Below are 23989 nucleotides of genomic sequence, written 5' to 3' on the forward strand. Positions count from 1 at the left end.
GACAGTCCGCCAGAATCACATAACTACCATACAGACCGTCCCCCAGGAGGATATCGCCGGCATTGAAGCCAGGCAGCAACGAACGGAACAGGGTGTGTTCGCTGGCGCCTTTACCCGCGTAAGGCCCTGTAATCCCCCCGAAAAGTAATCGAGGTTTTGAGTAGAGACTTTTACACTGATCGCATTGAGGAGCGACGTATGAAGAAGTCTCGATTTTCCGACAGTCAGATAGTGGCGATTCTGAAGCAGCACGAAGCTGGGGTTCCGGTGGCGGAGTTGTCCCGTGAACACAACGTGAGTACGGCGCTGATCTATCAGTGGCGGTCGAAGTTTGGCGGCATGGACGCGTCGCTGATGAAACGGCTGAAGGAGTTGGAGGCCGAGAACGCCCGTCTGAAGAAGATGTATGCGGAAGAACGGCTCAAAGCCGAGCTGCGCCAGGAGGCCCTGGAGGGAAAGCTGTAAGGCCGTCTCAACGCCGGGAGATGGCCATGAAGGGCGTGGCCAAGCACGGGATCAGTATCCGGCTGGCCTGTGTGGTGTACGGCATTAGCGAAACCTGCTACCGCTACCAGGCGAAGCTCGACGGCGAGAACGCCCTGATTGCGGAGTGGCTGCTCAAGCTCACGCAGGCCCACAAGCGCTGGGGATTCGGGTTATGTTTCCTGTATTTACGTAACGTGAGAGGCTATGCCTGGAACCACAAGCGGGTGTATCGGATCTACCGGGAGCTGGAGCTTAACCTACGGATCAAGCCCCGGCGGCGAATCAAGCGGGGTTATCCCGGCGAATTGACGGTGCCGACGGCGCCGAATCAGGTCTGGTCGATGGATTTCATGGGCGACCAGCTGGTCAGCGGCAAGTCGTTGAGAACATTCAATGTGCTCGACGACTACAATCGCGAAGGGCTCGGTATTGAAGTTGACCTGTCACTGCCTGCACAACGAGTGATACGTGCGCTTGACCAGATCATCGAATGGCGAGGGAAGCCCGCCGCCCTGCGCTGTGATAACGGCCCGGAATATATCTCGCAGGCGCTGGTGGAGTGGGCGAACAGGAGGCGAATTACGCTGATCTATATTCAGCCAGGGAAACCGACTCAGAATGCCTACATTGAGCGGTTCAACCGGACCGCACGGCATGAATGGCTGGATCTGCATGAGTTCACCAGCGTTGCTCATGCTCAGCTGTTAGCGACCCAGTGGCTCTGGCATTACAATAACGAACGACCGAACTCGGCTATTGGTGGCGTGCCGCCAGCCCAACTGTTACAGGCAGGTTGACCCTCTACTCATCCGGTCGATTAAAAATGGGGGGATTACAGCTCCTTCTGCGATCAGTGTAAAAGTCTCTACTCAAAACTTCGATTACTTTTCGGGGGGATTACATTGCGTTTTACCTTTTCGGAAAATCAGGTCCAGATAAACAAAACGCAAGGTCCGGCCCTTAAAGCCCACGGCGTGATAACCTTGGCGGGTTTCCTTCCCTCTGGGTGGCAATGCTCTGGAAATCCAGTCGGTTGCCGTCTTGGGGCGGAGGCTTGCTGTTGGCGCTTCTGGGAGCGGGAATCCCACTTACCGTAACGTGAAAGGTTGGGTCCATGGACGATGAAATCTAAAGCATCTTCGGGGAAACGATCATCCGTTGCCCGCGTGAACCGATTCCTGCCTGCCTTGCTGGTCGTGGTGGCGTTTTTCGTCGGGTTGGCCATTCTCGCTTCTGAGTCTGAACGGCGATGGTTCGTCGGTTTCTACGCGCTGATGAGCGTGCTGAGCTTTTCACTTTATGGCTTGGATAGGCGGGCTTCGGTGCGTGGTGGTTGGCGCACGCCCGAGGCGCGGCTGCATCTGGTCGAGCTGCTGGGGGGCTGGCCCGGTGCTTTGCTGGCGCAGTGGGTGTTCCGCCACAAGACCCGCAAGACGTCGTTCCAGGTGGTGTTCTACCTGGTGGTGGCGGCCAATCTGGGGGCGCTGGGGTGGTTGCTCTTTGTGAATGGCGGGCCGGGTTGGCCGCTGCTTTCCGGGCTGGGGGAAGGCCTCCGGGACGGCCTTTAGCGAGGGGCGTGTTGCGTTGTCAGGTCCGGCCCCGGGCCGTGCGGCCAAGGCGTGCCGGTGGGGTTGGTGACATAGTCCGGGCTTGGCTGATGAACTGAGGGCGCTATGACGGCGAGCACATTGGCATTGTGGAGTTGCGGGCTGTTCTTTCTGGTCGGCCTGCTGACCGGGGTGTGGAAGTACGTTCAGATCAGGGGCAGTGACAAGGCCCGGGCGCATTACTATGTGGACATCGCCCACCGGGCGAGCCTGATGTACGCCTTCGCTTGTCTGGTGCTGGAGCGCTTCGCGGTGCTCAGTGTCTGGCCGGAGTGGGTGAACGTGCTGGCGGTGTTGGCGTCGGTGCTGTTTTTCGCTTTGGCGGTGGGCAGTTATATTCTGCACGGCGCGCTCAAGGACACGCGTAACCAGCTGCAGAAGCCGCACGCCTTCGGCGCCGGGTCCTTGCCGGCGTGGTTGATAAGCGGTTTCATGTGGGTGTTGGTGATCGCCGAGATCGGCGGTTTCCTGGTGCTGTTCGTGGGCTTCGCCGCCGCGCCTTGAGCCCGCCGGTTCGCTGCGGCTCTAGCTCTCGTGCTGGCCGACGTGGGCGCCCATGCTTGCCATTGGGAGGAAGTCTGTGAAGATCGCGCCTATAGACCCAGGGTTACCCGAGGTTGCGACATTGCTGGAGCAATCTGACCGGTATATGGCTGCGTTATACCCAGCGGAGAGCAATCATCTGGAGAGCGTAACGGATCTGAGCCAGCCAAACGTTACCTTGTTTGGGTGCTTTGTCGATGGCGCCCTGGCGGGCTGTAGCGCGGTGAAGTTGCTTGAAGATGAAGAGATGCGTTATGGAGAAATCAAGCGGCTTTTTGTCGCATCGGCCTATCGGCGGCGTGGAATTTCGAATGCTTTGATGGAGAAGGTCGAGCAATATCTTGTTGAGCGTGGTGTCCAAGCAGCCAGGCTTGAGGTGGGCATAAACCAGCCAGAGGCTCTATCGCTTTATCGAAATCGTGGATATGTTAAACGTACTCCGTTTGGCCGCTACGGCCATGACCCACTAAGCGCATTTATGGAGAAAACGCTTCTGCCTGGCCCAGTCACAAGATAGCAGCTTTGAGACAGCTCTTGTCTTCCGCCCATCTCAGAAGAGTATGTCGAGAAGTAAAGGTATGAATTATAACTCGATATGCCTTTTTGAAAATCATTACTGGCGACTTCGGGGTATATGGAGTGAAGTGACCTTGATTTGGGGACTGGAAAAGAAATGGACGAAATTATCATCGCTTGGATGGCTTTCTTGGTCATAGTATCGGTTATTACTGCTGCTAAATTTCTAAGGGATTGGCGCAGAGATGAACCGGAATCGTATCGTCGATGGGGAAGTCCAAATTTATTCTATAACTTCGGCATGTATCTGACAGCAGTTTATGGTTCGGCGCTAGACGGAACGAAGAGCGTTTCCCTTTTGAGGGCGCGACGCAATCTGCGTATAGCGCTTCTGATTCTGTTGGCGTTTTTATTATTCGCATTTTTTGTAACTTAAACCTTCTAGGGAGCAGAGTGAGCTTTCTCGTCATCTGGTGATTAGGGGGGTAGGCCTTGCGTTTTGCCCCTTTAAGGCTAAGGTTGATTGAGTTGGGGAGAAAGCAGGGACTGGTCCGCTTGGCAAAAATCTAATCTAAGCCCCAATAGCTGCGCTGTTTCAGCTACGTGTGACAGGCGTTATCCGCAAAAGGAGAAGGAATGCACAAGGACGAAATAGACCGCCTACGCACAATTGAGTGGAAGGATCTACTGTCCCTCAATCGTCTGGAAATCCTGAACGAGCTGAGTATTTCCCTTCCGTGGCTGGTCGGTTCCTGGGTGGCCGCCTCGTATGAGCAATATCTGATTGCGCTCATCTGTTCGTTCATGTTTTTTCTCACCGGCCTACGGCAGGTCCACAATGCCTATCACTATGCCCTTGGCATTTCGCGTCGCCTGACGGAGTGGGTGATGTTTGGGCTGAGCATCCTTATGCTCGGTTCCATGCACGCGATTCAGATTAATCATCTTCGCCACCATCGCTATTGCATGGAGGAGGAAGATATTGAGGCGATGAGTGCGCGGTTGCCCGGGTGGCAAGCGGTCCTTATCGGTCCGCTTTTCCCGTTGCGTCTGCATCTGAAGGCCATCGAAGTAGGCAGTCGGCGCCAGCGAGGCTGGATACTCGCGGAGCTGGTGGCGAATGTGGCCTGGGTGGGGCTCGTTTTCGGTGCCCTTGAGGTTAAATGGCTGGAGTATCACGTGCTGGCCATGGCCGTAGGGCAGTGTCTTACGGCCTTCTTTGCGGTCTGGACCGTGCATCACGATTGTGAAGCGGAGAAGCTGAAGGCCCGAACCATCCGAGGCAGGCTCAAAGCGCTGCTCACCTACAACATGTTTTTCCATGTTGAGCATCATCTCTTTCCGGCCGTCCCTACTTGCAAGCTCGATATTCTTGCAAGACGTCTGGATACCATGGCGCCGGACTTGGTGGCCAAGAAGGTGTTCTAGGAGCCGATATGTGTCTTCGGGCTGTGCAAGTGGGTTATCAGCCGGCCCCGGGGCTCTGACGAGTTCAAGCGCGGGGGGCACCTGTAATGCTTGTGACAGTTGGCACGTTACACCTGTAAAAAAGATAGCATCTGAGACCGCACGCTCCCTTCTCTTATTCAGATGATCCCGTGACTTCATGCTCCTGACGGCCGACAGCGATGTTGGTGCGTATTTTGCTGGATATCGCTAACAAAAACGTAAGGAGCAGAATAATGAAGGCAGCACGTTTTTATGACCGTGGCGATATCCGCATCGAGGACATACCGGAGCCCGTGGTGGAGCCCGGTACGGTCGGTATCGAGGTGGCATGGTGTGGTATCTGCGGTACGGATTTACATGAGTTCATGGAAGGGCCGATCTTTATTCCTCCCTGTGGCCATCCGCATCCCATCTCCAAGGAGTCAGCCCCTGTTACCATGGGCCATGAGTTTTCTGGTGTGGTGTATGCCGTGGGGGAAGGGGTGAGCGACATCGAAGTCGGTCAGCATGTGGTGGTGGAGCCTTACATCGTGGCGGATGAGGTGCCCACCGGGCCCGGTGATAAGTATCATCTGTCCAAGAATATGAACTTCATCGGCCTGGGTGGCCGTGGTGGTGGCCTGTCCGAGAAAATCGCGGTTAAGCGCCGTTGGGTGCACCCGATCTCCAAGGATATTCCGCTGGACCAGGCTGCCTTGATCGAGCCCCTGTCCGTGGGGCACCACGCATTCACTCGCAGCGGCGCCAAGGCTGGTAATGTGGCGCTGGTCGGCGGCGCCGGGCCTATTGGTTTGCTGCTCTCAGCGATTCTGAAAGCCAAGGGGCTGAGCGTTATCGTCACGGAGCTCAGCAGCGCGCGCAAGAAAAAGGCCTCCGAGTCCGGTGTCGCCGACCATATTCTGGACCCCTCCGAAGTGGATGTGGTCGAGGAAGTGATGAAGATCACCGAGGGCAGAGGCGTGGATGTGGCGTTTGAATGCTCCAGTGTGAACAAAGTCCTGGATACCCTGGTGGCTGCGACTGCTTCCGCCGGCGTAGTGGTGATTGTGTCCATCTGGAGTCATCCGGCCACCGTCAACGTACATAGTGTGGTAATGAAGGAGCTCGACGTGCGTGGGACCATTGCGTACTGCAATGACCACCAGGAAACGATCCGGCTGGTGGAGGAGGGCAGGATCAACCTGGAGCCCTTCATCACCCAGCGTATTCAATTGGATGATCTGGTTTCGAAAGGGTTCGATACCCTGATCCATAACAATGAATCCGCTGTGAAGATCATTGTTCAGCCTCGAATAAGTTGAGCACGCCTGGGTGGGACTGGTCCCACCCGCTACCTGTTCTGGAGTGAAACGGGTTAAACCGGTGGAAAGGAAGGCCAGAACACGGGAACGACCACGGGTGTCCCGTTCAATACGCTTCTGTGCGATCCTGAGTGCCAGGGATGTTGGCGCGGAGGATGCCTATGCGAAGACTCACCGTTGTTTTTCTACTTCTCCCGGTATTGGCGGTGGCCAAGGAAAGCACTTGCTATGGAACCACGTCAAAGGGCAGTCTCGCTGGCGGTGTCAAGCTGCCATTGAGCGGCGGCAATTTTGAGAGTTACAGCGCCATGGCTCACGCAGCGGGACGAACCTATGTCCATTCCGAAGTAAGAGACATCGTGGTATCCGCTTACCAGGACCTGGAAAAGGAACAACCGGAGAAGGTCTACAAGTACGCGGAGACCGGGTTCAAGGAAGGCGGCCGGTTCGAGCCTCATAAGACTCACATGAACGGGTTGTCGGTGGATTTCATGGTTCCGGTGGTGGATTCCGAGGGGCAATCCGTTCATCTTCCGAGCCATCCTCTCAACCGTTTTGGTTATGACATCGAGTTTGATGGCGATAGTGCCTACGAGGGCTTGCGGATCGACTATGAGGCGATGGCCGCTCATATCGTGGCGTTGCACCGGCAAGCGACGTCACGGGGCCACGAGCTGTGGCGGGTTATCTTCGACCCTGAGTTACAGCCGAACCTTTATAAGACCAGGTACGCGGAGTACTTGCGTGGCAACATACAGTTTTCCACCAGGCGGTCCTGGGTGCGTCACGATGAGCATTACCATGTCGACTTTGACCTGCCCTGCAAACAGGTACGTTGAGGCAGACATATGCCAGAATACTCGGATATCTACGTCATCTCCGACAAAAGAGATGAAAAGACAGTGGAAGACTTCCTGAATTGCTTTCTTCCCGACAGAGAAGAAAGTGCTGACGAATATGAAATCCCTCAATTTTCGGAATCCCCTGACGTCGTATATTCGAAGGCCCTGGAGCTGGTGAAGTATTGCGGTGCAAACCAGAGGGCGGAATACGCCGCATACTGGAGAGCGGTAAATCAGGGAAAGCCAGAGCATGCAATGGTGTTCTATCTCAAGGACGGTCACGTGATCTACGGCCTTTCCACGGATGCTGGTGATGAAGCTTTCGCCAATGGACTATTAGCAGAACTGAAGGCGTTCCTTGGGTCAGAGTTCGGCTACATTGGCCATGAAGCATCGCCGAATGCGGCCGATCTGCCGGAATTCATGCGGGAAATGGAGAACCATCAGCGTTGTAATGTCGGGGGCTGATGTTTCCGGTTATCTGCCGCCGGGCTACCTGATCTCGGTCTTAATTGGAAGGAAAGGAACCATGATGGATAACCTGCGTGAAGTCGATGGCGTGCCGATTCGTCCCAAACACAAGGCGACATGCCATTGCGGTTCGGTGGAGCTTGAATTCGATCTCCCCGACGGGCTGGCTGAAGTGCGTAGGTGCGATTGCTCTCTATGTCGGCGAAGGGGGGCGATAGTGGCCTCGGTGCCCCTGTCTGGTATCCGGATAGTGAAAGGCGAGGATGTTCTCAGGCTGTATCAATTCAACACGATGACGGCGAAGCATTATTTTTGTGGTCGTTGCGGGATCTATACGCACCATCAAAGACGCTCCAATCCATCACAGTATGGTTTCAATGTCGCCTGTCTGGAAGGCATTAATCCGTTGAAGATAGAGGGCGTGCCGACGAATGACGGTGTCAATCACCCCGCGGATAGGCAAAGCGCCTGACCCACGCCGGCCACCACTTTGCCCCATTCCGGAAATCGTCTTATCCTGAATCTCGCCTTGCCGCCGCTTCTTTCCTGAGGTGGTGCTACAGTGGCCTCAACCTGATCCATCTGCTCCGCCACGGGGCCCCCGGCTTTACTGCCGGCTGCCCCGTCCGGACATCGGAGACGCACCATGAGCGACACGCTTCCCCCCGCCGACCGTCTGCGCTTCAAGCCGTACAAGGGCCCGGCCGCGGGTTGGGGCGCCCTGCGCGCCGTCACCGACCATTGGTTTGAGAGCAAGCAGCCGTTCAAGAACCTCTATGCCATGGTCAAGACCAACCAAAGCAACGGTTTCGATTGTCCGGGCTGCGCCTGGGGAGAATCCCCCGAAAGCGGCATGATCAAGTTCTGTGAGAACGGCGCCAAGGCGGTTAACTGGGAAGCCACCAGCCGTCGCGTGGATGCCGCCTTTTTCGAGAAGTACAGCGTTACCGAATTGTTGCAACAGGATGACTACTGGCTGGAGTTCCAGGGCCGGATTACCGAGCCGATGGTGTATGACCGGCAAACCGATCACTACAAGCCGATCCGTTGGGACGACGCCTTCGCGTTGATCGCGCGCCATCTCAATGAGCTGGAAAGTCCCCATCAGGCCAGCTTCTATACCTCCGGGCGTGCCAGTAACGAGGCGGCCTATTTGTACCAGTTGTTCGTGCGTACGTTTGGTACCAATAACTTCCCGGATTGCTCGAATATGTGCCACGAGGCCAGCGGTGTGGCCCTGATCGAAAGTATCGGCACCGGCAAGGGCACTGTCACCTTCGCGGATTTCGACAAAGCCGACGCGTTGTTCCTGTTTGGCCAGAACCCGGGCACCAATCATCCGCGCATGCTCGAGCCGATCCGTGATGCGGTGAAACGCGGAGCCCAGGTGGCGGTGTTCAATCCGCTGAAAGAGCGGGGGCTGGAACGGTTCCAGGCGCCTCAGGATCCGTTGGAAATGCTGACTCAGTCCTCATCGCCGCTGAACACCGCTTACTTTCGCCCGGCTCTGGGCGGTGACATGGCGGCGGTGCGCGGCATGGTGAAGTGGTTGCTGCGGTGGGATCGGGAAGCCCTGGCCAGCGGCGGCGAAGCGGTGTTCGATCATGACTTCATCGCCCAACACACCGACGGCATGGAGCAGTACCTGGCGATGGTGGACGCCACCAGCTGGGAACGGATCGAGGCTCAATCAGGGATCAGCCGCGACGTTCTGGAACAGGCCGCGCGCATTCATCGCGACAGTAAAAGGGTGATTATCTGCTGGGCCATGGGCATTACCCAGCATAAGCATTCCGTGGCCACGGTCCAGGAGATCGCCAATCTGCAGTTGTTGCGTGGCCAGTTCGGCGAGGGCGCCGGACTGTGCCCGGTGCGTGGCCATTCCAATGTGCAAGGGGATCGTACCGTGGGCATTGCCGACGAACCGCCGGCGGCCTTGCTCGATGCCCTGGAAGAACGGTTCGGTTTTACACCGCCGCGCGAGCCCGGATACAACGTGATTACCACGCTGCAGGCGATGGTGGCGGGCAAGATCAAGGTGTTTCTGGCGCTGGGCGGCAATTTCGCCCAGGCCACGCCGGATACGGCGCGCACGCATGAGGCCCTGAGGAGCTGCGAACTGACCGTTCAGATCAGTACCAAGCTCAACCGCAGCCATCTGATTTGCGGCCACGAGGCATTGATCCTGCCCTGCCTTGGGCGTACCGACATTGATGAGCAAGCGGACGGCCCGCAGGGCGTCACCGTGGAAGATTCATTCAGCATGGTGCACCTGTCCCATGGACAGCTGCGGCCTTTATCGAAGCAAATGCGGTCCGAGCCGGCGATCATCGCCGGTATCGCCGAAGCCACCCTGGGCAAGACACCGGTGGACTGGAGCGCCCTGGTGGAAAACTACGGCCATATTCGTGATCTGATCCAGGACACCCTTCCCGGTTTTGACGACTTCAACGCGCGGTTGAAGACGCCGGGCGGCTTCTACCTGGGCAATCCCGCCCGCGACCGCCAATGGCACACCGAATCCGGTCGTGCCCAATTGGTCAGCCACGCACTACCGGCCACCCTGGTGGATGCGGAGACGCTGGCTTCTGGCGCCAAACCGGATCTGGTGCTGCAGACGCTACGCTCCCACGATCAGTACAACACCACCATCTACGGCCTGCATGACCGTTACCGGGGCGTGCACGGCGGCCGCAAGGTGGTGTTCGTCAATCGTGCCGACCTCGAACGTTTGGGATTCCAGCATGGCGACAAGGTCGATGTTGTTTCTCTATGGCGTGATGGCGTGGAACGGCGGGTCCGTGATTTCATGCTGCTCGAGTACGATGTCCCCGCCGGCCAGGCCGCCGCCTATTACCCGGAAACCAACCCGCTGGTGCCCATGGACAGCTATGGTGACGGCAGCTTTACACCCACCTCCAAGCTGATCGCCATCCGCCTGGAGAAAAGCAGCGCCCCGAAGCGGATAGCTTGATAGGAGCTGATGACGCGGGAATGTTTATCTTCGCGCCTTCCGTTTCCGCCACCAGATCATCACCCCGGTGACGCTGAGCATGACGATCACCAGGCCGAGGAGGGTTACGGCTATCCGGTAAGGCAGCCCACCCAAAGCGGCGATGTGCAGAGTGGTCAACCAGGAGGTGAGGGTGTCGCCAGAGGCTTCTCCAGTTGGCAGGTAGTGCCCGAGCGGCGCGCCGGTGGTGGCGTCCACGTAGACCCAGGTTTCACCAAAGCGCTGGTTGACGTCACTGCTGGTGCGGGCCATCAGTTTGAGTGTGTTCTTGTCCGGGTGGTAGGCGAAGCGCTCCACCGCCTTGATGGAAAAGCCACGCTCCGCCGCCAGGGTCTCCAATCTTTGCCGGGCGATCAGGAAGCCTTGCTCCCAGCCGATTTGGGGGTGGCGGGAAGGCGTGTCCTGTGTCGGGATGTCCACCAATGGATCTTCCTGGAAAGTCAGAAACAGCCCGGCGGTGGGGCGATAGACCTCCACATGGAGGTTCATGGCCACGCTGCTCCAGGCGAACACCAGCAGCAGAGCCCAGGGCCACAGGCCGCCGGCGCGATGGAGATCGAAGCGGCGTTTATAGGGGCCAGCGCGCCAGCGAATTTTCCACGCCGGGATCCAACGCTTGCAGAAGCGGTGAGGGCGCGGTGGACCGTTACGGCTTTGCCGGGGCGGGAAGGTGAGCCAGGCACCAATGAAGCAGTCCAGGACCCACAGAAGACTGACAATACCGAACGCCCAGGTGCCGATGGTGCCCAATGCCAGGGCGTGATGCAGGCGGTGGATGAATGGCATCAGGTTGGTGGGGCCCGCCGTGATGTCGCCCCACAGCCGTCCCCCCAGTATGTCGCCGCTGTAAGGGTCAACAAATATTTCGTCCATGGGCAGGGCCGCGCCACCGAGCTCTGGGGCAATAAAAAAGCGCATCGGGCCGTGGGCATCCGGCGGCGCCAGCATCATCCAGTTTGCCGCGGCGTCGGGAAAAGCGGCATCGACCTTTTCCCGCAGTATGAATGGCGAGAGCGGCTCACTGTCCGCCGCCGGTGGTTCCACTCGCAGCAGGCCCGGGTTGATCAGCGCATCCAGCGGGTAATACCACACCAGCACAGCGCCGGTCAGGCCGGCGATGATCAGGAAACCCGCCATCACCAGCCCGATGTAGCGGTGCAGTAGCACCAGCCGTTTGCGCATCAGAACAGGTACTTCAGGCGCGCCAGATAAGTGCGGCCCTCTTCACGGATCACGCCGTCGAAGGAGCCGGGGGAGAAGATCTCTTCGTCGGTGACATTGTTGAACAACAGGTCCAGTTGCAAAGCATCGGTGATGGCATAGTAGGCCCCCAGGTCCAGGCGGGTGTAGGCGGGCAGAGAGACGCTGTTGTCCGCGTTGGCGGGGCGTTCGTCCACGTAGGCGACAGTGCCGCCCAGGCTCAGGCCGGTGACGGCGTTGAGGTAGTAGCGGCTTTGCAGGGCGGCGGTGTGCAGGGGCACGTTGACGAAGCGGTTGCCTTCCAGGGTGGCGTCGTCGGTGCGCAGCACTTCGGTGTCGGTGTAGCCGTAGCCGGCGCTCAGGTAGAGGTTGCTGGTGGCGTAGCCGTCCACGGTGAGCTCGGCGCCCTGGGAGCGGGCGCGGCCCTGTGCCACCAGGAAGCCGGCGTTGAGCGGGTCGCTGATGGGCATGTTGTCTTTTTCGATGATGAAGCCGGCTGCGTTGATGTTGAGGCGGCCGGCGTTGACGCGCACGCCCACTTCGTACTGCACGCTTTCTTCCGCGTCCAGGGGTTGGCGGCCAGAGGTGGTGCCTTGCTGTGGCACGAAGGCTTCGTTGCGGCTCACATAGAGTGAGGCGTTGTCGCTGAGGTCATGGACCAGGCCGAACTGAGTGGTCCAGGCGGTTTCACCGAGTTCGGCGCGGGTGATGCTGTTGTTGTCGAGGAAGTCGGTGGTCTTCTGGGACTGTTCCGCGTCGGTGTAGCGCAGGCCGGCGAGCACATGCCATTTTTCCGCCACGGTGATGCGGTCCTGGACGAAGCCAGCCAGGATGCGGTCGGTCTGGGTGAAGCCGCGGTCGCGGGCCAGGGTGCTCAGGTCCATGGGGCCGTAAACGGGTTGGTACAGGTCGATGGGGTCGATCAGGTAAATCTGGGTGGGACGGGTGCTGTCGGATTCCCGGTAGTTGATGCCGGTGATGAAACGGTGTTTGAGCGCGCCGGTGGTGGCTTCTCCGCTGAGGTCCAGGATCACTTCATGGTCGGTTTGCCTGGCGTCGTCGCTGGCGAAGATGATGCGGTTCAGAGTGCGGAAGTCCGCGCCCAGGCCGAAGGGCGCGTATTCGCGCCAGTCGGCGCTGTTGCGGGTATAGGCGTAGCTGAGGCGCGCGTCGATATTATCGGTGAGCGCCCGGGTAAGCCGGGTGTTCAGGTAGATCGAGTCGCGGTCGGTGACGCCGTCTTTCCCGGCGACGTTGAAGTCGTCGCCGTAGTCGCCATTGGGATTGGGCTCGATGGCGCCCTCCGCCGGGGCGCCGCCGGGCAGGGCGGTCCATTCGTTGCGTGAGTAGCTGCCTTCCACCGTCAGGTGGGTGGTGTCGGTGAGGTCCACGGTCACATTGGGTGCCACGAACAGCCGCTCGTACCCCCAATGGTCCATGGAACCGTGGCTGTCCTGGTGCGCCAGGTTGAGGCGGGCACGCACCCGATCATTGAGCGGGCCGGTCACGTCCAGGGTGGTGCGGTGGTAATCGTAGCGTCCGTACTCGGCGCTGACTTCCGCCTGGTAATAGTCCAGCGGCTGCTTGGTCACGACGTTGATGGTGCCGCCCGGTTCCATCTGACCGTACAGTACCGAGGCCGGGCCTTTGAGGACTTCCAGACGCTCCACATTGGCGAGGTCGGTGGGGTGATCGGTTTGCCGGAAGCCCAGGCCGTTGACGGATTGCTCGGCGTTGAAGCCGCGAATCAGAAAATCGTCGGCGAACATGTCGCGGCCGGAGCCGGAGCGGTTGGCGCTGGGGGTGAGACGTACCACGTCGCCCACGGTATCGGCGCCGGCCAGATCGAAGTTTTCCCGGTCGTAGACGTTTACGCTTTGCGGGATGGCCTCGACGGTGTCGTTTCTCAGGCGGCCATAGACGGAGACCGCCTCCAGCGTGTTCTCCTGCCGAGGCAGTCTTTCCAGTTTGTAGCCGTTGGTACCGTGGATCACGGTGACGCCACTGCCGGCGAGCAGAGCACGCAGCGCCTCTTCCGGAGTGTACTCACCGCTGAGCGCGGGAGCCTGTTTGCCTTGAAGCAGTGAGGCGTCGCCGCCGATGGTCAGGCCGGTCTGGCGGGCCAGTTCTATGATGGCCCGATCCAACGGTTGGGCAGGCAGATGGATGGGGACGGGTGGTTGAGCCCGTGCGCTGCCCGGGTGAGTGAGCAGCAAGGGGGCCAGCAAGCCAAGCAGCAGCAGCGCCTTGGGGGATGTCGTTCCGGTCTTCAGGATCATTATTGGCTCCAGCGTTATTTTCGCGGTGTCTCTACTGATGAAGACAAAGCAGGAAGCCAATCGGGCAGTACGAAGTACGATTTTTTATTGTCGCTTCAAGATCACATACCAGGGTGTGAAGCGTTGTACCTTCAGGTTCAGGGCGTCGCTCAGTAGCGCCAGGGCCGCGTCGCTGTCGTCGGCGGGCAGCACGCCGGTAAAGTGGGGAGCACGCTGGCCGGCGGTCAGCGTTTCATCCAGCACCAGCATACCGGCACGGTGGTGACTCAGACGCTCGACCACTTGCGGCAGAGGGGTGTTGTTGAAGACCAGTTGTCCGTCCGCCCAATCCGGCCGATGGGCGGGGGCGGTACTCTGGGCGATCAATCCATCGCGGTTCAGGTCGGCTTGTTGCCCGGAAGCCAGGCGGAGGGGGGCGCCGCCGTTATGGGAGGTCACGGCCACGGTGGATTCCTGCACCGCCACCCGGCTGTAGGTGTCCGCCAGTTTCACCGTGTACTGGGTGCCCAGGGCGGTGGCGCTGATGTCCCGCGTCTCTACCTGGAAAGGCGCATCCTGGCCCTTGGCCACGGTGGCGAGCAGTTCGCCGCGCACCAGTTTCACGGTGCGGGCCCCTTCGGTGTAGTCCAGATCCATGGCGCTGTTGCTGTTAAGCACGATCTGGCTGCCGTCGGGCAGGGGCACGGTGCGGATCTCGCCGGCGGCGGTGCGATAGTCCGCGCCCCAATAAACCCAGGGAAGCTGGGTGCCGGACCAGGCCAGCAGTAGCAGCGAGCCCAGGCCGGTCAATTGACGCCGGCGTTTGCGGCGTCGTTCGAGGGCGGGTTCGGGAGCCTGCCATATTCGCTGGATCTGCTCGAGCACCTGGCGTCGCCGAGGATCCCCCGCCTGCCAGATTTCGCACTCGGCTTGCAGCCGTGCGCGCTCATCGGAGCCGGCCTCCTGCAAGGCCACCACCCATTCGGCGGCTTGCTGGCGGATACGGTTCAAGTCCGACACGGCGGGTCCAGGCTGTCATAGAGCCGGGCGTGGCAATGGGCCAGCGCCCGGGCCAGGTATTGTTTGACGCTGCTTTCGGAGACCGACAGCCGGCGTCCGATCTGCCGGTAACTGAGTCCTTCAAGGCGTGCCATGAGGAAGGCGCGGCGGGGCTTTTCCGGTAACTCGTCGACCAGCAGCTTGACGACACTGACCAGCAGATTCCGGGCCGCCGCGATCTCCGCCGGTCCCCGGATGTCCCGGGTTTCCAGCAAGATGGCGACCTGGCGCAGGGCTTCCTCCTCCACCTGTTTGCGGTGGTGGCGGTTGATCAGCAGGCGGCTGGCAATGACCAGAAGATAAGCACGCGGCTCGCGCAGTGCCTCCAGGGGCTGGTCGCCGAGAATCAGGCGCAGGAAAGTATCATGGCTCAGATCCGCGGCGTCCTGGGGACAGCGCAGGCGACGATGCAGCCAGTGGGTCAGCCAGCCGTGATGCGCCTCATACAAAGCGCTGATCTCGCCTTGGGAGCGAGGAGGCAAGGGCCGTGGGTTAGTGGCTGTCCCGGTCATGAGTTCCGATACTGTGCTTCAGAGTTGAGAGTGATTATCAATTAAAGGCAAAAAGGCTGCAACCGGGCGTGTTTTTGCACCCCCTCGAGCCCGCCAAGACGAACCCCTGCAAAATCAGGATAATGGCGCTCATCCAAGCCCCCGAGCGTCAAACTCCCCAACCCGGATCCCTCCCATGGAAATCAAGGTCAACTTCCTCGACAACCTCCGCCTGGAAGCCAAGTTCGACGACTTCACCGTCGTCACCGATCAGCCGATCCGCTACAAGGGTGACGGTTCGGCACCGAGCCCGTTCGATTACTTCCTGGCGTCGTCGGCACTGTGCGCGGCTTACTTCGTCAAGGTGTACTGCAAGGCGCGAGATATCCCCACCGACAATATCCGATTGTCGCAGAACAACATCGTCGACCCGGAGAACCGCTACAACCAGATCTTCCGTATTCAGGTGGAGCTGCCGGAAGACATTTCCGACAAGGACCGGCAAGGCATTCTGCGCTCCATCGATCGTTGCACGGTGAAGAAGGTGGTACAGACCGGGCCGGAGTTTCAGATAGAGACGGTGGAGAATCTGGACGAGGATGCCCAGGCGTTGTTGATGGCGGGGCTCGATGGTGCGTCGCGCACCTATATCGAGGGCAAGGACCGGCCGCTGGAGGAGACCATCGCCACCATGACCGGGCTCCTCGAAGAGCTGGGCATGAAGATCGAGATCGCTTCCTGGCGGAATATCGTGCCGCATGTTTGGTCTCTGCACATTCGCGATGCGGCGTCGCCGATGTGCTTCACCAACGGCAAGGGCGCCACCAAGGAAAGTGCGTTGTGTTCGGCCCTGGGGGAATTCATCGAACGGCTGAGCTGCAATTTCTTCTACAACGATCAGTTTTTCGGTGAGGAGATTGCCAACAGTGCCTTCGTGCATTACCCGAACGAGCGCTGGTTCCCGCCTGGCCCGGAGGACGAACTGCCCGAAGGCATTCTGGATGAGCGTTGTCTGGCCATTTATGACCCCGAGGGCGAGCTGCGCGGCTCCAATCTGATTGATACCAATTCCGGTAATGTGGAACGGGGCATTTGCTCTCTGCCTTTCGAGCGCCGCTCGGATGGCGAGACGGTCTGGTTTCCCTCCAATCTGATTGAGAATTTGTTTCTCAGTAACGGCATGAGCGCCGGCAATACTCTGCCCGAAGCGCAGGTGCAGTGTCTGTCGGAAATTTTCGAACGGGCGGTAAAAAAACAGATTATCGAGGAGGAGTTGGCTCTGCCGGACGTGCCGCCGGCGGTGTTGGCGAAATATCCGAACCTGGTGGAGGGCGTTGAGGCACTGGAAGCCCAGGGGTTCCCGGTGCTGGTCAAGGACGCTTCCCTGGGCGGCCAATTCCCGGTGGCCTGCGTGGCGTTGATGAACCCGCGCACCGGCGGTGTGTTCGTTTCTTTCGGCGCGCATCCGAGCATGGCGGTGGCCCTGGAGCGCAGTCTGACGGAACTGCTGCAAGGGCGGAGTTTCGAGGGGCTGAACGATTTCCCGCCGCCAACCTTCAACAACCTGGCGGTGACCGAACCCAACAACTATGTGGAACACTTTATCGATTCCAGCGGCGTGGTGTCCTGGCGTTTCTTCAGCGCCAAGGCGGATTATGACTTCCACGAATGGGATTTCTCCGGCACCACGGTGGAAGAAGCGACAAAGCTGTTCGATATCCTGGGGGAGATGGGCAAGGAAGTGTACATGGCGGTCCATGAGGACCTGGGCGCGCCGGTGTGCCGGATTCTGGTCCCCGGTTACTCCGAGGTGTACCCGGTGGACGATCTGATCTGGGACAACACCAACAAAGCCCTGGATTATCGGGAAGATGTCCTCAACCTTCATCGGCTGAGTGACGATCAACTGGCTGACCTGGCCGGGCACTTGGAAGAAAGCCAGATCGACGACTACACCGACATCATTACCCTGATCGGCATCGAGTTCGATGAAAACACCGTCTGGGGGCAACTCACGGTTCTGGAGTTGAAGTTGCTGATCAACCTGGCACTGGGACAGCACGAGGAGGCCCTGGAGCGAGTGGAGGCCTTCCTGCAATACAACGACAATACGGTGGAGCGCAATCTGTTCTACCGAGCAGTTAGTGCCGTGCTGGAGATCACGCTGGACCAGGAGCTGGAATTGGACCACTACCTGGTGAACCTGCGCCGTATGTATGGCGAGGACACCATGAGTACCGTGGTCGGCGCCGTGGAGGGCTCCATCCGCTTCCCGGGATTGACGCCCACCAACATGCAGCTGGAGGGTCTGGACAAGCACCTGCGCTTGATCGAGAGCTACAAAAAACTCCATGCGGCGCGGGCGGCCAGATGGCAGAGCACGCTGTCGAAGGCCACTTGAGTGTTGGGGGGCTAAGGGGAGAATATGCCTTTGGCCCATGAATCGATGCCAGGCTGACGGCATGTCGAACTCCATCGGCGCCATTCGACTAACCTGGACAACAGGTTGTTCGAATCAATGGAGATGACAATGATCAAGCTGTACGGAACACCGCCGACCCGTGCTCTGCGTGTTATCTGGTTGCTCAATGAACTGGGCCTGGAGTACCAGATGCTCCCGGTGGATATTCTGAAGGGTGAGACCCGGGAAGCGGACTTTCTCGCCCTTAACCCCGCCGGCAAAGTCCCTGTTCTGGTGGATGGCGATCTGGTGATCACCGAGTCGTCCGCAATCCAGCTTTACCTCGCCGATAAATACTCCCAGGCCGGTTTTATCCCGGAGGTCGTGGAAGACAGGGCAAAGATGTACCGCTGGATCTTTTTCCTGGCTACCGAAATCGAACAGCCGCTATGGCGCATCGCGCGTCATACCTTCCTGTACCCCAAAGAGAAGCAGCTACCCCAGGATGTGGACTTGGCCAGGCAGGAGTGCCTGGAGATGCTGGCCGTGCTCGAGCAGCATATGAAGACGCATGAGTTCATGGTTGCCGACCGGCTCAGCGTGGCCGACTTTAACACCGCTTACACGCTGGACTGGGCCAACGAAGAGAAGATGCTTAGGGGCTTCCCGGCATTGTCGGCGTATCTGACATCCATGTACTCACGGCCCACGGCTCCTCCGTCCACTTCCGGAGTGGTTAGGGATCCGGCAAGATAAGCTGGTATGGAAATATCAGGTTCGGATGGAGGAAGGGCCCAATAGGGCGAAACAGGAGAGGGCGTTTTAGCAATGGATGGCGGTCTTATAGTGAATGAGGAAGGTATCAAAAGTGCTTTCGCTGCAGACGGTTACACCGTCGTTCCCGGTCTGCTTACCGGACGACATCTGGGGCTGGCGGCGCAGCTATCACGCGGCCTGATCGAGCGGTATCGGGCGGGGGAGCGGCTGGTAACCCGAGACGCGATTAGCGTGGCAGCCGTGACATCACGGCATCCACAGCGCAATCCTGGTGTGAACGCGGCGCGCTGGGAAGCCGAGCCGTTCATTATTGGTGATTTGGTTGCCCGTGATGTGCGGTTCGCTCAAGTCATAGCCTCGCCTTCTCTCTGGAGATGTACCTCCCTTTTACTTGGCTGCTCTTTGCAGGATGTGGTTTTTCATCATTCGAATCTGACACGTAAGCCCGCGGGAATTGGACCTGCCATCGGCTGGCATAGGGATGCAAGTAATACCTATTTTTCCACAACTGACGATAAGACCGTTCGCTTCCTGCTTCCGCTGCAAATTATGTCGGAAGGCAATGGCGGTACGGCTCTGATTCCTGGCTCTCATGAAACCTCTCAGGAATGCTCCTCAACTGATGCGGTCTTCCCGAAGGTGAGCCCTGGAGCTGGTTTGGTACTGCATTCTCAGATACTACATGGGGGCTATCCTAATCGAGGTTCGGAAAATCGGGATGTGATTGTACTTCAGTTCGGAGTCGCTTCTTCCACTTTGGCCTATCAGGAAAATGAGACTTTGTCTTTGTGCCATTATTCGGAGATAAGAAATTTTTGCATCAGAAGATGGAGAAATGATTGCTTTACCGATTACGAGGAAGGATAAGAGTATGATTTTCCCGGCCGGGGGCGTTTGTCTGGCCAAAAGGCGCGTCCGACGCTTCGAGCTTCACTGATGAAACGGCGCACAATGATGGGCCTGGCTTGTTAAGCTGCTTTGAGATGATGTCGAGGGAGCATCGGTATGAAGGCGGTGATGATTTCAGGTTGGGGACGTAACCCTCGCTTGGTGGTCCGGGAGATGCCGGAGCCCGGTGAACCGGGGCCGGATGACGTTCTGGTGCGAGTGCAGGCGGCCTCCGTAAATCCCAAGGACTGGAAGCTCAACTACCACCTCGCCTTGTTGGCGACTCCAGCGCTGAGTCGTCGACTCCCGCCGCTATTTGGCGATGACCTGGCGGGGACGGTGATCGCGACCGGGAGTCATGTGTCCGACTTCGAAGTGGGGGACGCGGTTTATGGCATGGACATGAATCTGCGTACCGCGTCCCTGGCGGAACGAACGCGTATCAGCCAGTTCCGCATCGCCAAGAAGCCAGTCTCCTTGTCGTTTCGTGAGGCGGCGGCGATGCCGCTGGCGGCGCTCACCGCATTGCAAGGGATGCGCAAGGGAGGAATCAAGGCCGGCAGCAAGGTGCTGATCATCGGCGCCTCCGGTGGGGTGGGTACTTTCGCGGTACAGATTGCCAAGGCGCTCGGCGCCCAGGTGGCCGGTGTGTGTAGCGGTAAGAATACGGAACTCGTCCGTAACCTTGGTGCCGATGAGGTGATCGACTATACCCTTGGAGATTACCGTCACGGTAACGGGGCCTTCGATTTGGTCTTTGATGTGGCCGCCAATGAATCCCCTCGCGGTTGTGCTGATCTGATCGCTCCCGGCGGCTGGTTCATTTCCACCGGAGGTCACGCCCGGTCGATGCTGGGGACGCCGATACATCGTATGTTGGGCCGGAATGCGGCGAACATCATGGTAGCTCCCCGGCGCAGGGATCTGGAGACCCTGTCAGCCCTGGTGGATGACGGAAAACTCAGGCCGGTGATCGACAGTGAATTTGATCTTGCCGATATCGAGCAGGCCTACCAGCGTAGTCGCACCGGGCGCTGTCGGGGTAAGGTGGTGGTGGGCGTTGCCGAGGAGGGAGTCGCTCGGAACGCTTGATAAGGAAAGAGCGATGCCGATAAATACAACGAAAAAAGCCATGGACGAAAAAAGCAACTTCTGCCGGGATATTTTTACTGCTCTGGGGTTATCCACCGGCGCAGCGGTTGCCCTGGGACTATCTCGATTCGCATACGGTTTACTGCTGCCGCCGATGCAGGTGGATTTGCAATGGACTTACGTGGAAGCCGGTGCTCTCAATACCGCCAATGGGGCGGGTTATATCGTCGGGGCCCTGGTGGCGGCCTGGCTGGCCCGGCGGTGGGGAACGGCGCGAGCGTTCCTGGCCGGTTTCTCGGTGAGTGTTCTGGTCCTGCTTTTGACGGCAATGACGGCCAGCTTGTCTGCTCTGATCATGTTAAGAACCGTCGGTGGCGTTTCCACGGCGGTTACCTTCATTCTTGGCGCGGGTTTGGTTTCCGCGATCTGTCCGTTGGAAAACCCTCGTCGTCGTGGAGTCCTGGTGGGTGTGTATGTGGCGGGGGTCAGTATCGGCGTTATTCTTGCCGGCGTGGCTTTACCGATCATCCTGCGGGAGGGGGCGCAGCGATGGCCGGAGGGTTGGACCGTGTTGGGCGTGCTCGGCGCCGCCGGCTTGCCCGCCGCCTGGCTGGCTGCCCGCCGGGTGCAGCAACCGGCGGGTGGCACCATGGCATTGCTGAATGCCCGGGAGTGCCGGCGGATCGCGCCGACGTTGATCGGCTACGGTGTTTTCGGGGCGGGTTATGTCGGTTACATGACCTTCATTATGGCGCTGTTGCAAGAACAAGGAGGCAGTAGCGAGCAGATGATCTGGTTCTGGTTCACACTGGGCCAGGTGTCCGCCGTTACCAATCTTCTATGGGGGCGGGTGCTGGGTGCCTTCAATGACGGTCGCGGGCCGGCCCTGGTATTCGCGACGGCCATGCTGGGCACCCTGCCGGTGCTGCTCTATCCGGGGCCGATGGCGATGTTCCTGTCGGCGATCCTGTTCGGCGGCAGTTTCATGGCGGGCCCCACTTCGATCACCATCGTTGCACAGCGTCAGTTGTCGGCCGCGTCCTGGACCGCCGCCATTTCGCTGCTGACGGTAGGGTTCGCGCTTGGCCAGACCATTGGCCCGATCCTGGCCGGTGCCATTTCCGATGTGGCGGGCAGCATTGAAGCCGGCTTTTGGGTGTCTCCGTTACTATTGGCTATTGCCGCCTGTGTGAATCTGTTGCAACGTCCCCCTGTACCGGCGGAGTCTCCGGCGCTTGCCGGTAAGTCCAGTTAGACACCTTTCAGGAGTTGCGAGGATGAAAAGCGCGAGAGTCTTCTGGGACAAGGCGGCGCCTCGTTACGCCCGGAGCCCGGTCAAGGACGAAGAAACCTACCGGAAGAAGCTGTCGATAACCCGGAGCTATCTCCAACGCGATTGGTCGGTGTTGGAGTTTGGCTGTGGTACCGGCAGTACCGCGATCCAACATGCCGCTCATGTGGGCCGGATTCTGGCCACGGATGTTTCTCCCAGAATGCTGGAGATCGCGGAAGGGAAGGTTCGTGAGGCGGGAATTACCAATATCCGCTTTCAGGAGGGCAGCCTGGACAGCCTGAAACTGATACCATCCAGTTTCGATGCGGTGTTGGGGTTGAATATCCTGCATCTGCTGGAGGAAGTGCCAGGTGCCGTCAGCAGGGTTTATGAGGTCCTCAAGCCCGGAGGTGTCTTTGTTTCCAGTACCGCGCTGGTCGCGGAAATGGCGTGGTATTGGCGAGGGACGATTCCCGTGATGCAGCGTCTGGGGTTGGCTCCCCATGTCAGCCCGTTGAGCCAGAAGGGACTGGTGGCACTATTGACCGATGCCGGGTTCTATATCGATCACGAATGGCGGGTGACCAGGGAATCGGTTTTCATTGTCGCCGGGAAGCCGTTGCCGTGAACTACGAAGAATTCAACGCGTTCTGCCGTTCGCTGCCGGCGACCTCCCATGTCGTCCAGTGGGGCGGCTCCCATGTCTGGAAGGTGGGTGGCAAGGTTTTCGCCATTGGCGGGTGGGCAAAGAATGGCAAGCCGGCCTTCACGTTCAAGGCTTCGGATCTTAACTTCCATATTCTGTCCGGGGAGCCGGGGTACCGGCCGGCACCCTATCTGGCCTCCCGCGGGATGAAGTGGATACAGCAGTACGACGCTCCCGATGAGTCGGATGAGGCGCTCCGATACTATATCAAGGAGTCCCACCGGATCGTTGCCTCGGGGCTGACCAGGAAAAAGCAGAGGGAGCTCGGGCTCATCGACTAGGAAAAAGCAGAACCGTTACCGGTTTTGCTGCTCCGACAACCGCTCTTCCAACGTGCCCAGGCGATTCTCCATGGTTCTCAACAGGTCCAACATCTCCTGCCGCTCATCGTGAGCGCGCTGATTTTCCCGCTCTCTTTCTTCCCGAAGTTCCAGATCGTGCACTTCTTGCGTGGCGTTGACGATAATGGCGATGAACAGGTTCAGAACCATGAAGCTGGAGATGAGAATAAAGGGAACGAAGAAGACCCAGGCGTGAGGGAACTGTTCGATGACCGGACGGGCAATGCCCATGGACCAGCTTTCCAGTGTCATGATCTGGAACAAGGTGTAGATGCTGGCTCCGAGCGTGCCGAACCATTCCGGGAAGGCCTCGCCGAACAACTCCGTGCCCATTACGCCGAAAATATAGAACATCATCAGCAACAGCGCCGCGGTCCAGCCGATGCCGGGCAGGGAGTGCATCAAGGACTCCACCAGCATGCGCAATCGTTTGACCGTGGACAGGAGCCGCAATACCCGGAGGATGCGAAGGCTGCGCAGGATGGCCAACTGACCGGAGGTGGGCGCGAGGGAAATGCCGACGATAAGGAAGTCAAAGAGGTTCCAGCCGGAGCGAAAGAAGCGGGGGCCGAACGCAGCCAGCTTGATCACAATCTCCGCCACGAACACCGCAAGGATAATGCTGTTGAGCAGGGCCAGTAACCCGCCGGCGGCTTCTTCCGCGGCGGTGGAAGTCTCCACCCCCAGAACGATGGCATTGAGGAGGATCAGGGCGGTAATCAGGTGCCGTACGGGCGGAGACTCGATCCACTCCCCAAGCCGTGTGCGCCAACCGTTCAGGACCAGCGTTGTCATACTGTATCTCTCCGTTCGCAATTCCCTGGCGCCGCCGAGGCCGCTTCCGGCCGGCGCGTTCGGCGCGCAGTATACATCGTGTGGTTAGTGAGGCCGACAGGGGATCGATTGCTATCATCCATTGCTATCCCCGCCCCAGGGACGCCCCCGGGTACTAATGACCAGGAGAGAAAGAAATAATTCCGTTTTATGTCCTGTCTTTTCGGTGTTATTCAATATGCGATGGTTTACGGTGTGAGCTGTTGGAATGATGTGTTGTAAAGATAAGGCCATCTGAAGGTGAAGTATGAAGAACGCTTATTTAGTGATCGGCATCCTGTGTGCCCTATACACTATCGCTGATCTCCTTGGGGTCTTACCTGTCGATTTATGGATCAGGACTTGGGAATGGCTTTTTGTTCATAACCCACAGCCTCAATACTATAAAATAGTTCCAGATAGCGGACTTCATTATGACCCTTTTATTTCCGGTGTCTTGGC

Annotated in this window: 23 protein-coding genes; 18 read left to right on the forward strand and 5 right to left on the reverse strand. The window is 58.8% G+C overall.

Annotation, left to right across the window (positions count from 1 at the left end):
• Positions 1-198: 198 nt before the first annotated feature.
• From E0L37_RS20200 to E0L37_RS20250, 11 genes are all read left to right on the forward strand, one after another.
• Positions 199-1283, forward strand: a protein-coding gene (locus E0L37_RS20200; protein ID WP_133493448.1) for an IS3 family transposase whose coding sequence is annotated in 2 segments (ribosomal slippage) — positions 199-460 and positions 460-1283 — 1086 coding nt in all. Because the reading frame shifts where the segments join, the coding sequence is not laid out codon by codon here.
• A 369-nt stretch (positions 1284-1652) separates the two neighbouring features.
• Entirely contained in the window at positions 1653-2054 is a 402-nt protein-coding gene (locus E0L37_RS20205; RefSeq protein ID WP_240687523.1) for a DUF1294 domain-containing protein, read from the forward strand.
• A 105-nt stretch (positions 2055-2159) separates the two neighbouring features.
• On the forward strand, positions 2160-2597 hold the full coding sequence (locus E0L37_RS20210; RefSeq protein WP_133493449.1) for a hypothetical protein: 438 nt from the start codon (positions 2160-2162) through the stop codon (positions 2595-2597).
• A 76-nt stretch (positions 2598-2673) separates the two neighbouring features.
• Complete coding sequence (locus tag E0L37_RS20215) at positions 2674-3153, forward strand: GNAT family N-acetyltransferase (RefSeq protein ID WP_133493450.1); 480 nt, start codon at positions 2674-2676, stop codon at positions 3151-3153.
• 156 nt (positions 3154-3309) lie between these two features.
• A complete protein-coding gene (locus tag E0L37_RS20220) occupies positions 3310-3588 on the forward strand; it encodes a hypothetical protein (RefSeq protein WP_133493451.1) in 279 nt (92 codons plus the stop codon).
• Positions 3589-3788: 200 nt separating this feature from the next.
• Positions 3789-4580, forward strand: a complete 792-nt coding sequence (locus E0L37_RS20225; protein WP_133493452.1) for a fatty acid desaturase — start codon at positions 3789-3791, stop codon at positions 4578-4580.
• Positions 4581-4834: 254 nt separating this feature from the next.
• Positions 4835-5902, forward strand: coding sequence for a 2,3-butanediol dehydrogenase (locus E0L37_RS20230; protein WP_133493453.1), 1068 nt, complete (start codon positions 4835-4837; stop codon positions 5900-5902).
• A gap of 161 nt (positions 5903-6063) precedes the next feature.
• Positions 6064-6741, forward strand: a complete 678-nt coding sequence (locus tag E0L37_RS20235; protein ID WP_240687524.1) for a penicillin-insensitive murein endopeptidase — start codon at positions 6064-6066, stop codon at positions 6739-6741.
• Between the two features lie 9 nt (positions 6742-6750).
• Complete coding sequence (locus tag E0L37_RS20240) at positions 6751-7212, forward strand: hypothetical protein (RefSeq protein ID WP_133493455.1); 462 nt, start codon at positions 6751-6753, stop codon at positions 7210-7212.
• A 61-nt stretch (positions 7213-7273) separates the two neighbouring features.
• A complete protein-coding gene (locus E0L37_RS20245) occupies positions 7274-7687 on the forward strand; it encodes a GFA family protein (RefSeq protein WP_133493456.1) in 414 nt (137 codons plus the stop codon).
• Between the two features lie 174 nt (positions 7688-7861).
• Positions 7862-10189, forward strand: coding sequence for an FdhF/YdeP family oxidoreductase (locus E0L37_RS20250; protein WP_133493457.1), 2328 nt, complete (start codon positions 7862-7864; stop codon positions 10187-10189).
• A gap of 24 nt (positions 10190-10213) precedes the next feature.
• Here E0L37_RS20250 and E0L37_RS20255 read toward each other — a convergent pair whose 3' ends face one another.
• From E0L37_RS20255 to E0L37_RS20270, 4 genes are all read right to left on the reverse strand, one after another.
• Entirely contained in the window at positions 10214-11410 is a 1197-nt protein-coding gene (locus E0L37_RS20255) for a PepSY domain-containing protein (protein WP_133493458.1), read from the reverse strand.
• On the reverse strand, positions 11410-13707 hold the full coding sequence (locus E0L37_RS20260) for a TonB-dependent receptor (protein ID WP_133493459.1): 2298 nt from the start codon (positions 13705-13707) through the stop codon (positions 11410-11412). Before E0L37_RS20260 ends, E0L37_RS20255 begins: the two co-directional genes overlap by 1 nt.
• A gap of 84 nt (positions 13708-13791) precedes the next feature.
• Positions 13792-14706, reverse strand: a complete 915-nt coding sequence (locus E0L37_RS20265; RefSeq protein WP_133493460.1) for a FecR domain-containing protein — start codon at positions 14704-14706, stop codon at positions 13792-13794.
• Complete coding sequence (locus E0L37_RS20270) at positions 14694-15257, reverse strand: sigma-70 family RNA polymerase sigma factor (RefSeq protein ID WP_166643108.1); 564 nt, start codon at positions 15255-15257, stop codon at positions 14694-14696. The genes E0L37_RS20265 and E0L37_RS20270 overlap by 13 nt, the downstream gene beginning before the upstream one ends.
• A gap of 175 nt (positions 15258-15432) precedes the next feature.
• Here E0L37_RS20270 and E0L37_RS20275 point away from each other — a divergent pair, with 175 nt between their 5' ends.
• The 7 genes from E0L37_RS20275 to E0L37_RS20305 all read left to right on the forward strand — a co-directional run bounded on the left by E0L37_RS20275 (position 15433) and on the right by E0L37_RS20305 (position 22654).
• Positions 15433-17637: an OsmC domain/YcaO domain-containing protein gene (locus E0L37_RS20275; RefSeq protein ID WP_133493461.1), complete on the forward strand. Its 2205-nt coding sequence runs from the start codon at positions 15433-15435 to the stop codon at positions 17635-17637.
• A 129-nt stretch (positions 17638-17766) separates the two neighbouring features.
• Positions 17767-18393, forward strand: coding sequence for a glutathione S-transferase family protein (locus E0L37_RS20280; protein WP_133493462.1), 627 nt, complete (start codon positions 17767-17769; stop codon positions 18391-18393).
• A gap of 72 nt (positions 18394-18465) precedes the next feature.
• Entirely contained in the window at positions 18466-19281 is an 816-nt protein-coding gene (locus tag E0L37_RS20285; protein ID WP_133493463.1) for a phytanoyl-CoA dioxygenase family protein, read from the forward strand.
• Positions 19282-19419: 138 nt separating this feature from the next.
• A complete protein-coding gene (locus E0L37_RS20290; RefSeq protein WP_133493464.1) occupies positions 19420-20394 on the forward strand; it encodes an NAD(P)-dependent alcohol dehydrogenase in 975 nt (324 codons plus the stop codon).
• Between the two features lie 13 nt (positions 20395-20407).
• Entirely contained in the window at positions 20408-21649 is a 1242-nt protein-coding gene (locus E0L37_RS20295) for a YbfB/YjiJ family MFS transporter (RefSeq protein ID WP_133493465.1), read from the forward strand.
• A gap of 22 nt (positions 21650-21671) precedes the next feature.
• Positions 21672-22295, forward strand: a complete 624-nt coding sequence (locus tag E0L37_RS20300; RefSeq protein ID WP_133493466.1) for a class I SAM-dependent methyltransferase — start codon at positions 21672-21674, stop codon at positions 22293-22295.
• The gene (locus tag E0L37_RS20305; protein WP_133493467.1) at positions 22292-22654 is read left to right on the forward strand and encodes an MmcQ/YjbR family DNA-binding protein; all 363 of its coding nucleotides are present in this window, start codon (positions 22292-22294) and stop codon (positions 22652-22654) included. The genes E0L37_RS20300 and E0L37_RS20305 overlap by 4 nt, the downstream gene beginning before the upstream one ends.
• A gap of 15 nt (positions 22655-22669) precedes the next feature.
• Here E0L37_RS20305 and E0L37_RS20310 read toward each other — a convergent pair whose 3' ends face one another.
• The gene (locus E0L37_RS20310; RefSeq protein ID WP_133493468.1) at positions 22670-23509 is read right to left on the reverse strand and encodes an ion transporter; all 840 of its coding nucleotides are present in this window, start codon (positions 23507-23509) and stop codon (positions 22670-22672) included.
• Positions 23510-23989: the final 480 nt, after the last annotated feature.

The sequence above is a fragment of the Alcanivorax sp. 24 genome, assembly GCF_004360225.1.
Lineage (GTDB): Bacteria > Pseudomonadota > Gammaproteobacteria > Pseudomonadales > Alcanivoracaceae > Alloalcanivorax > Alloalcanivorax xiamenensis.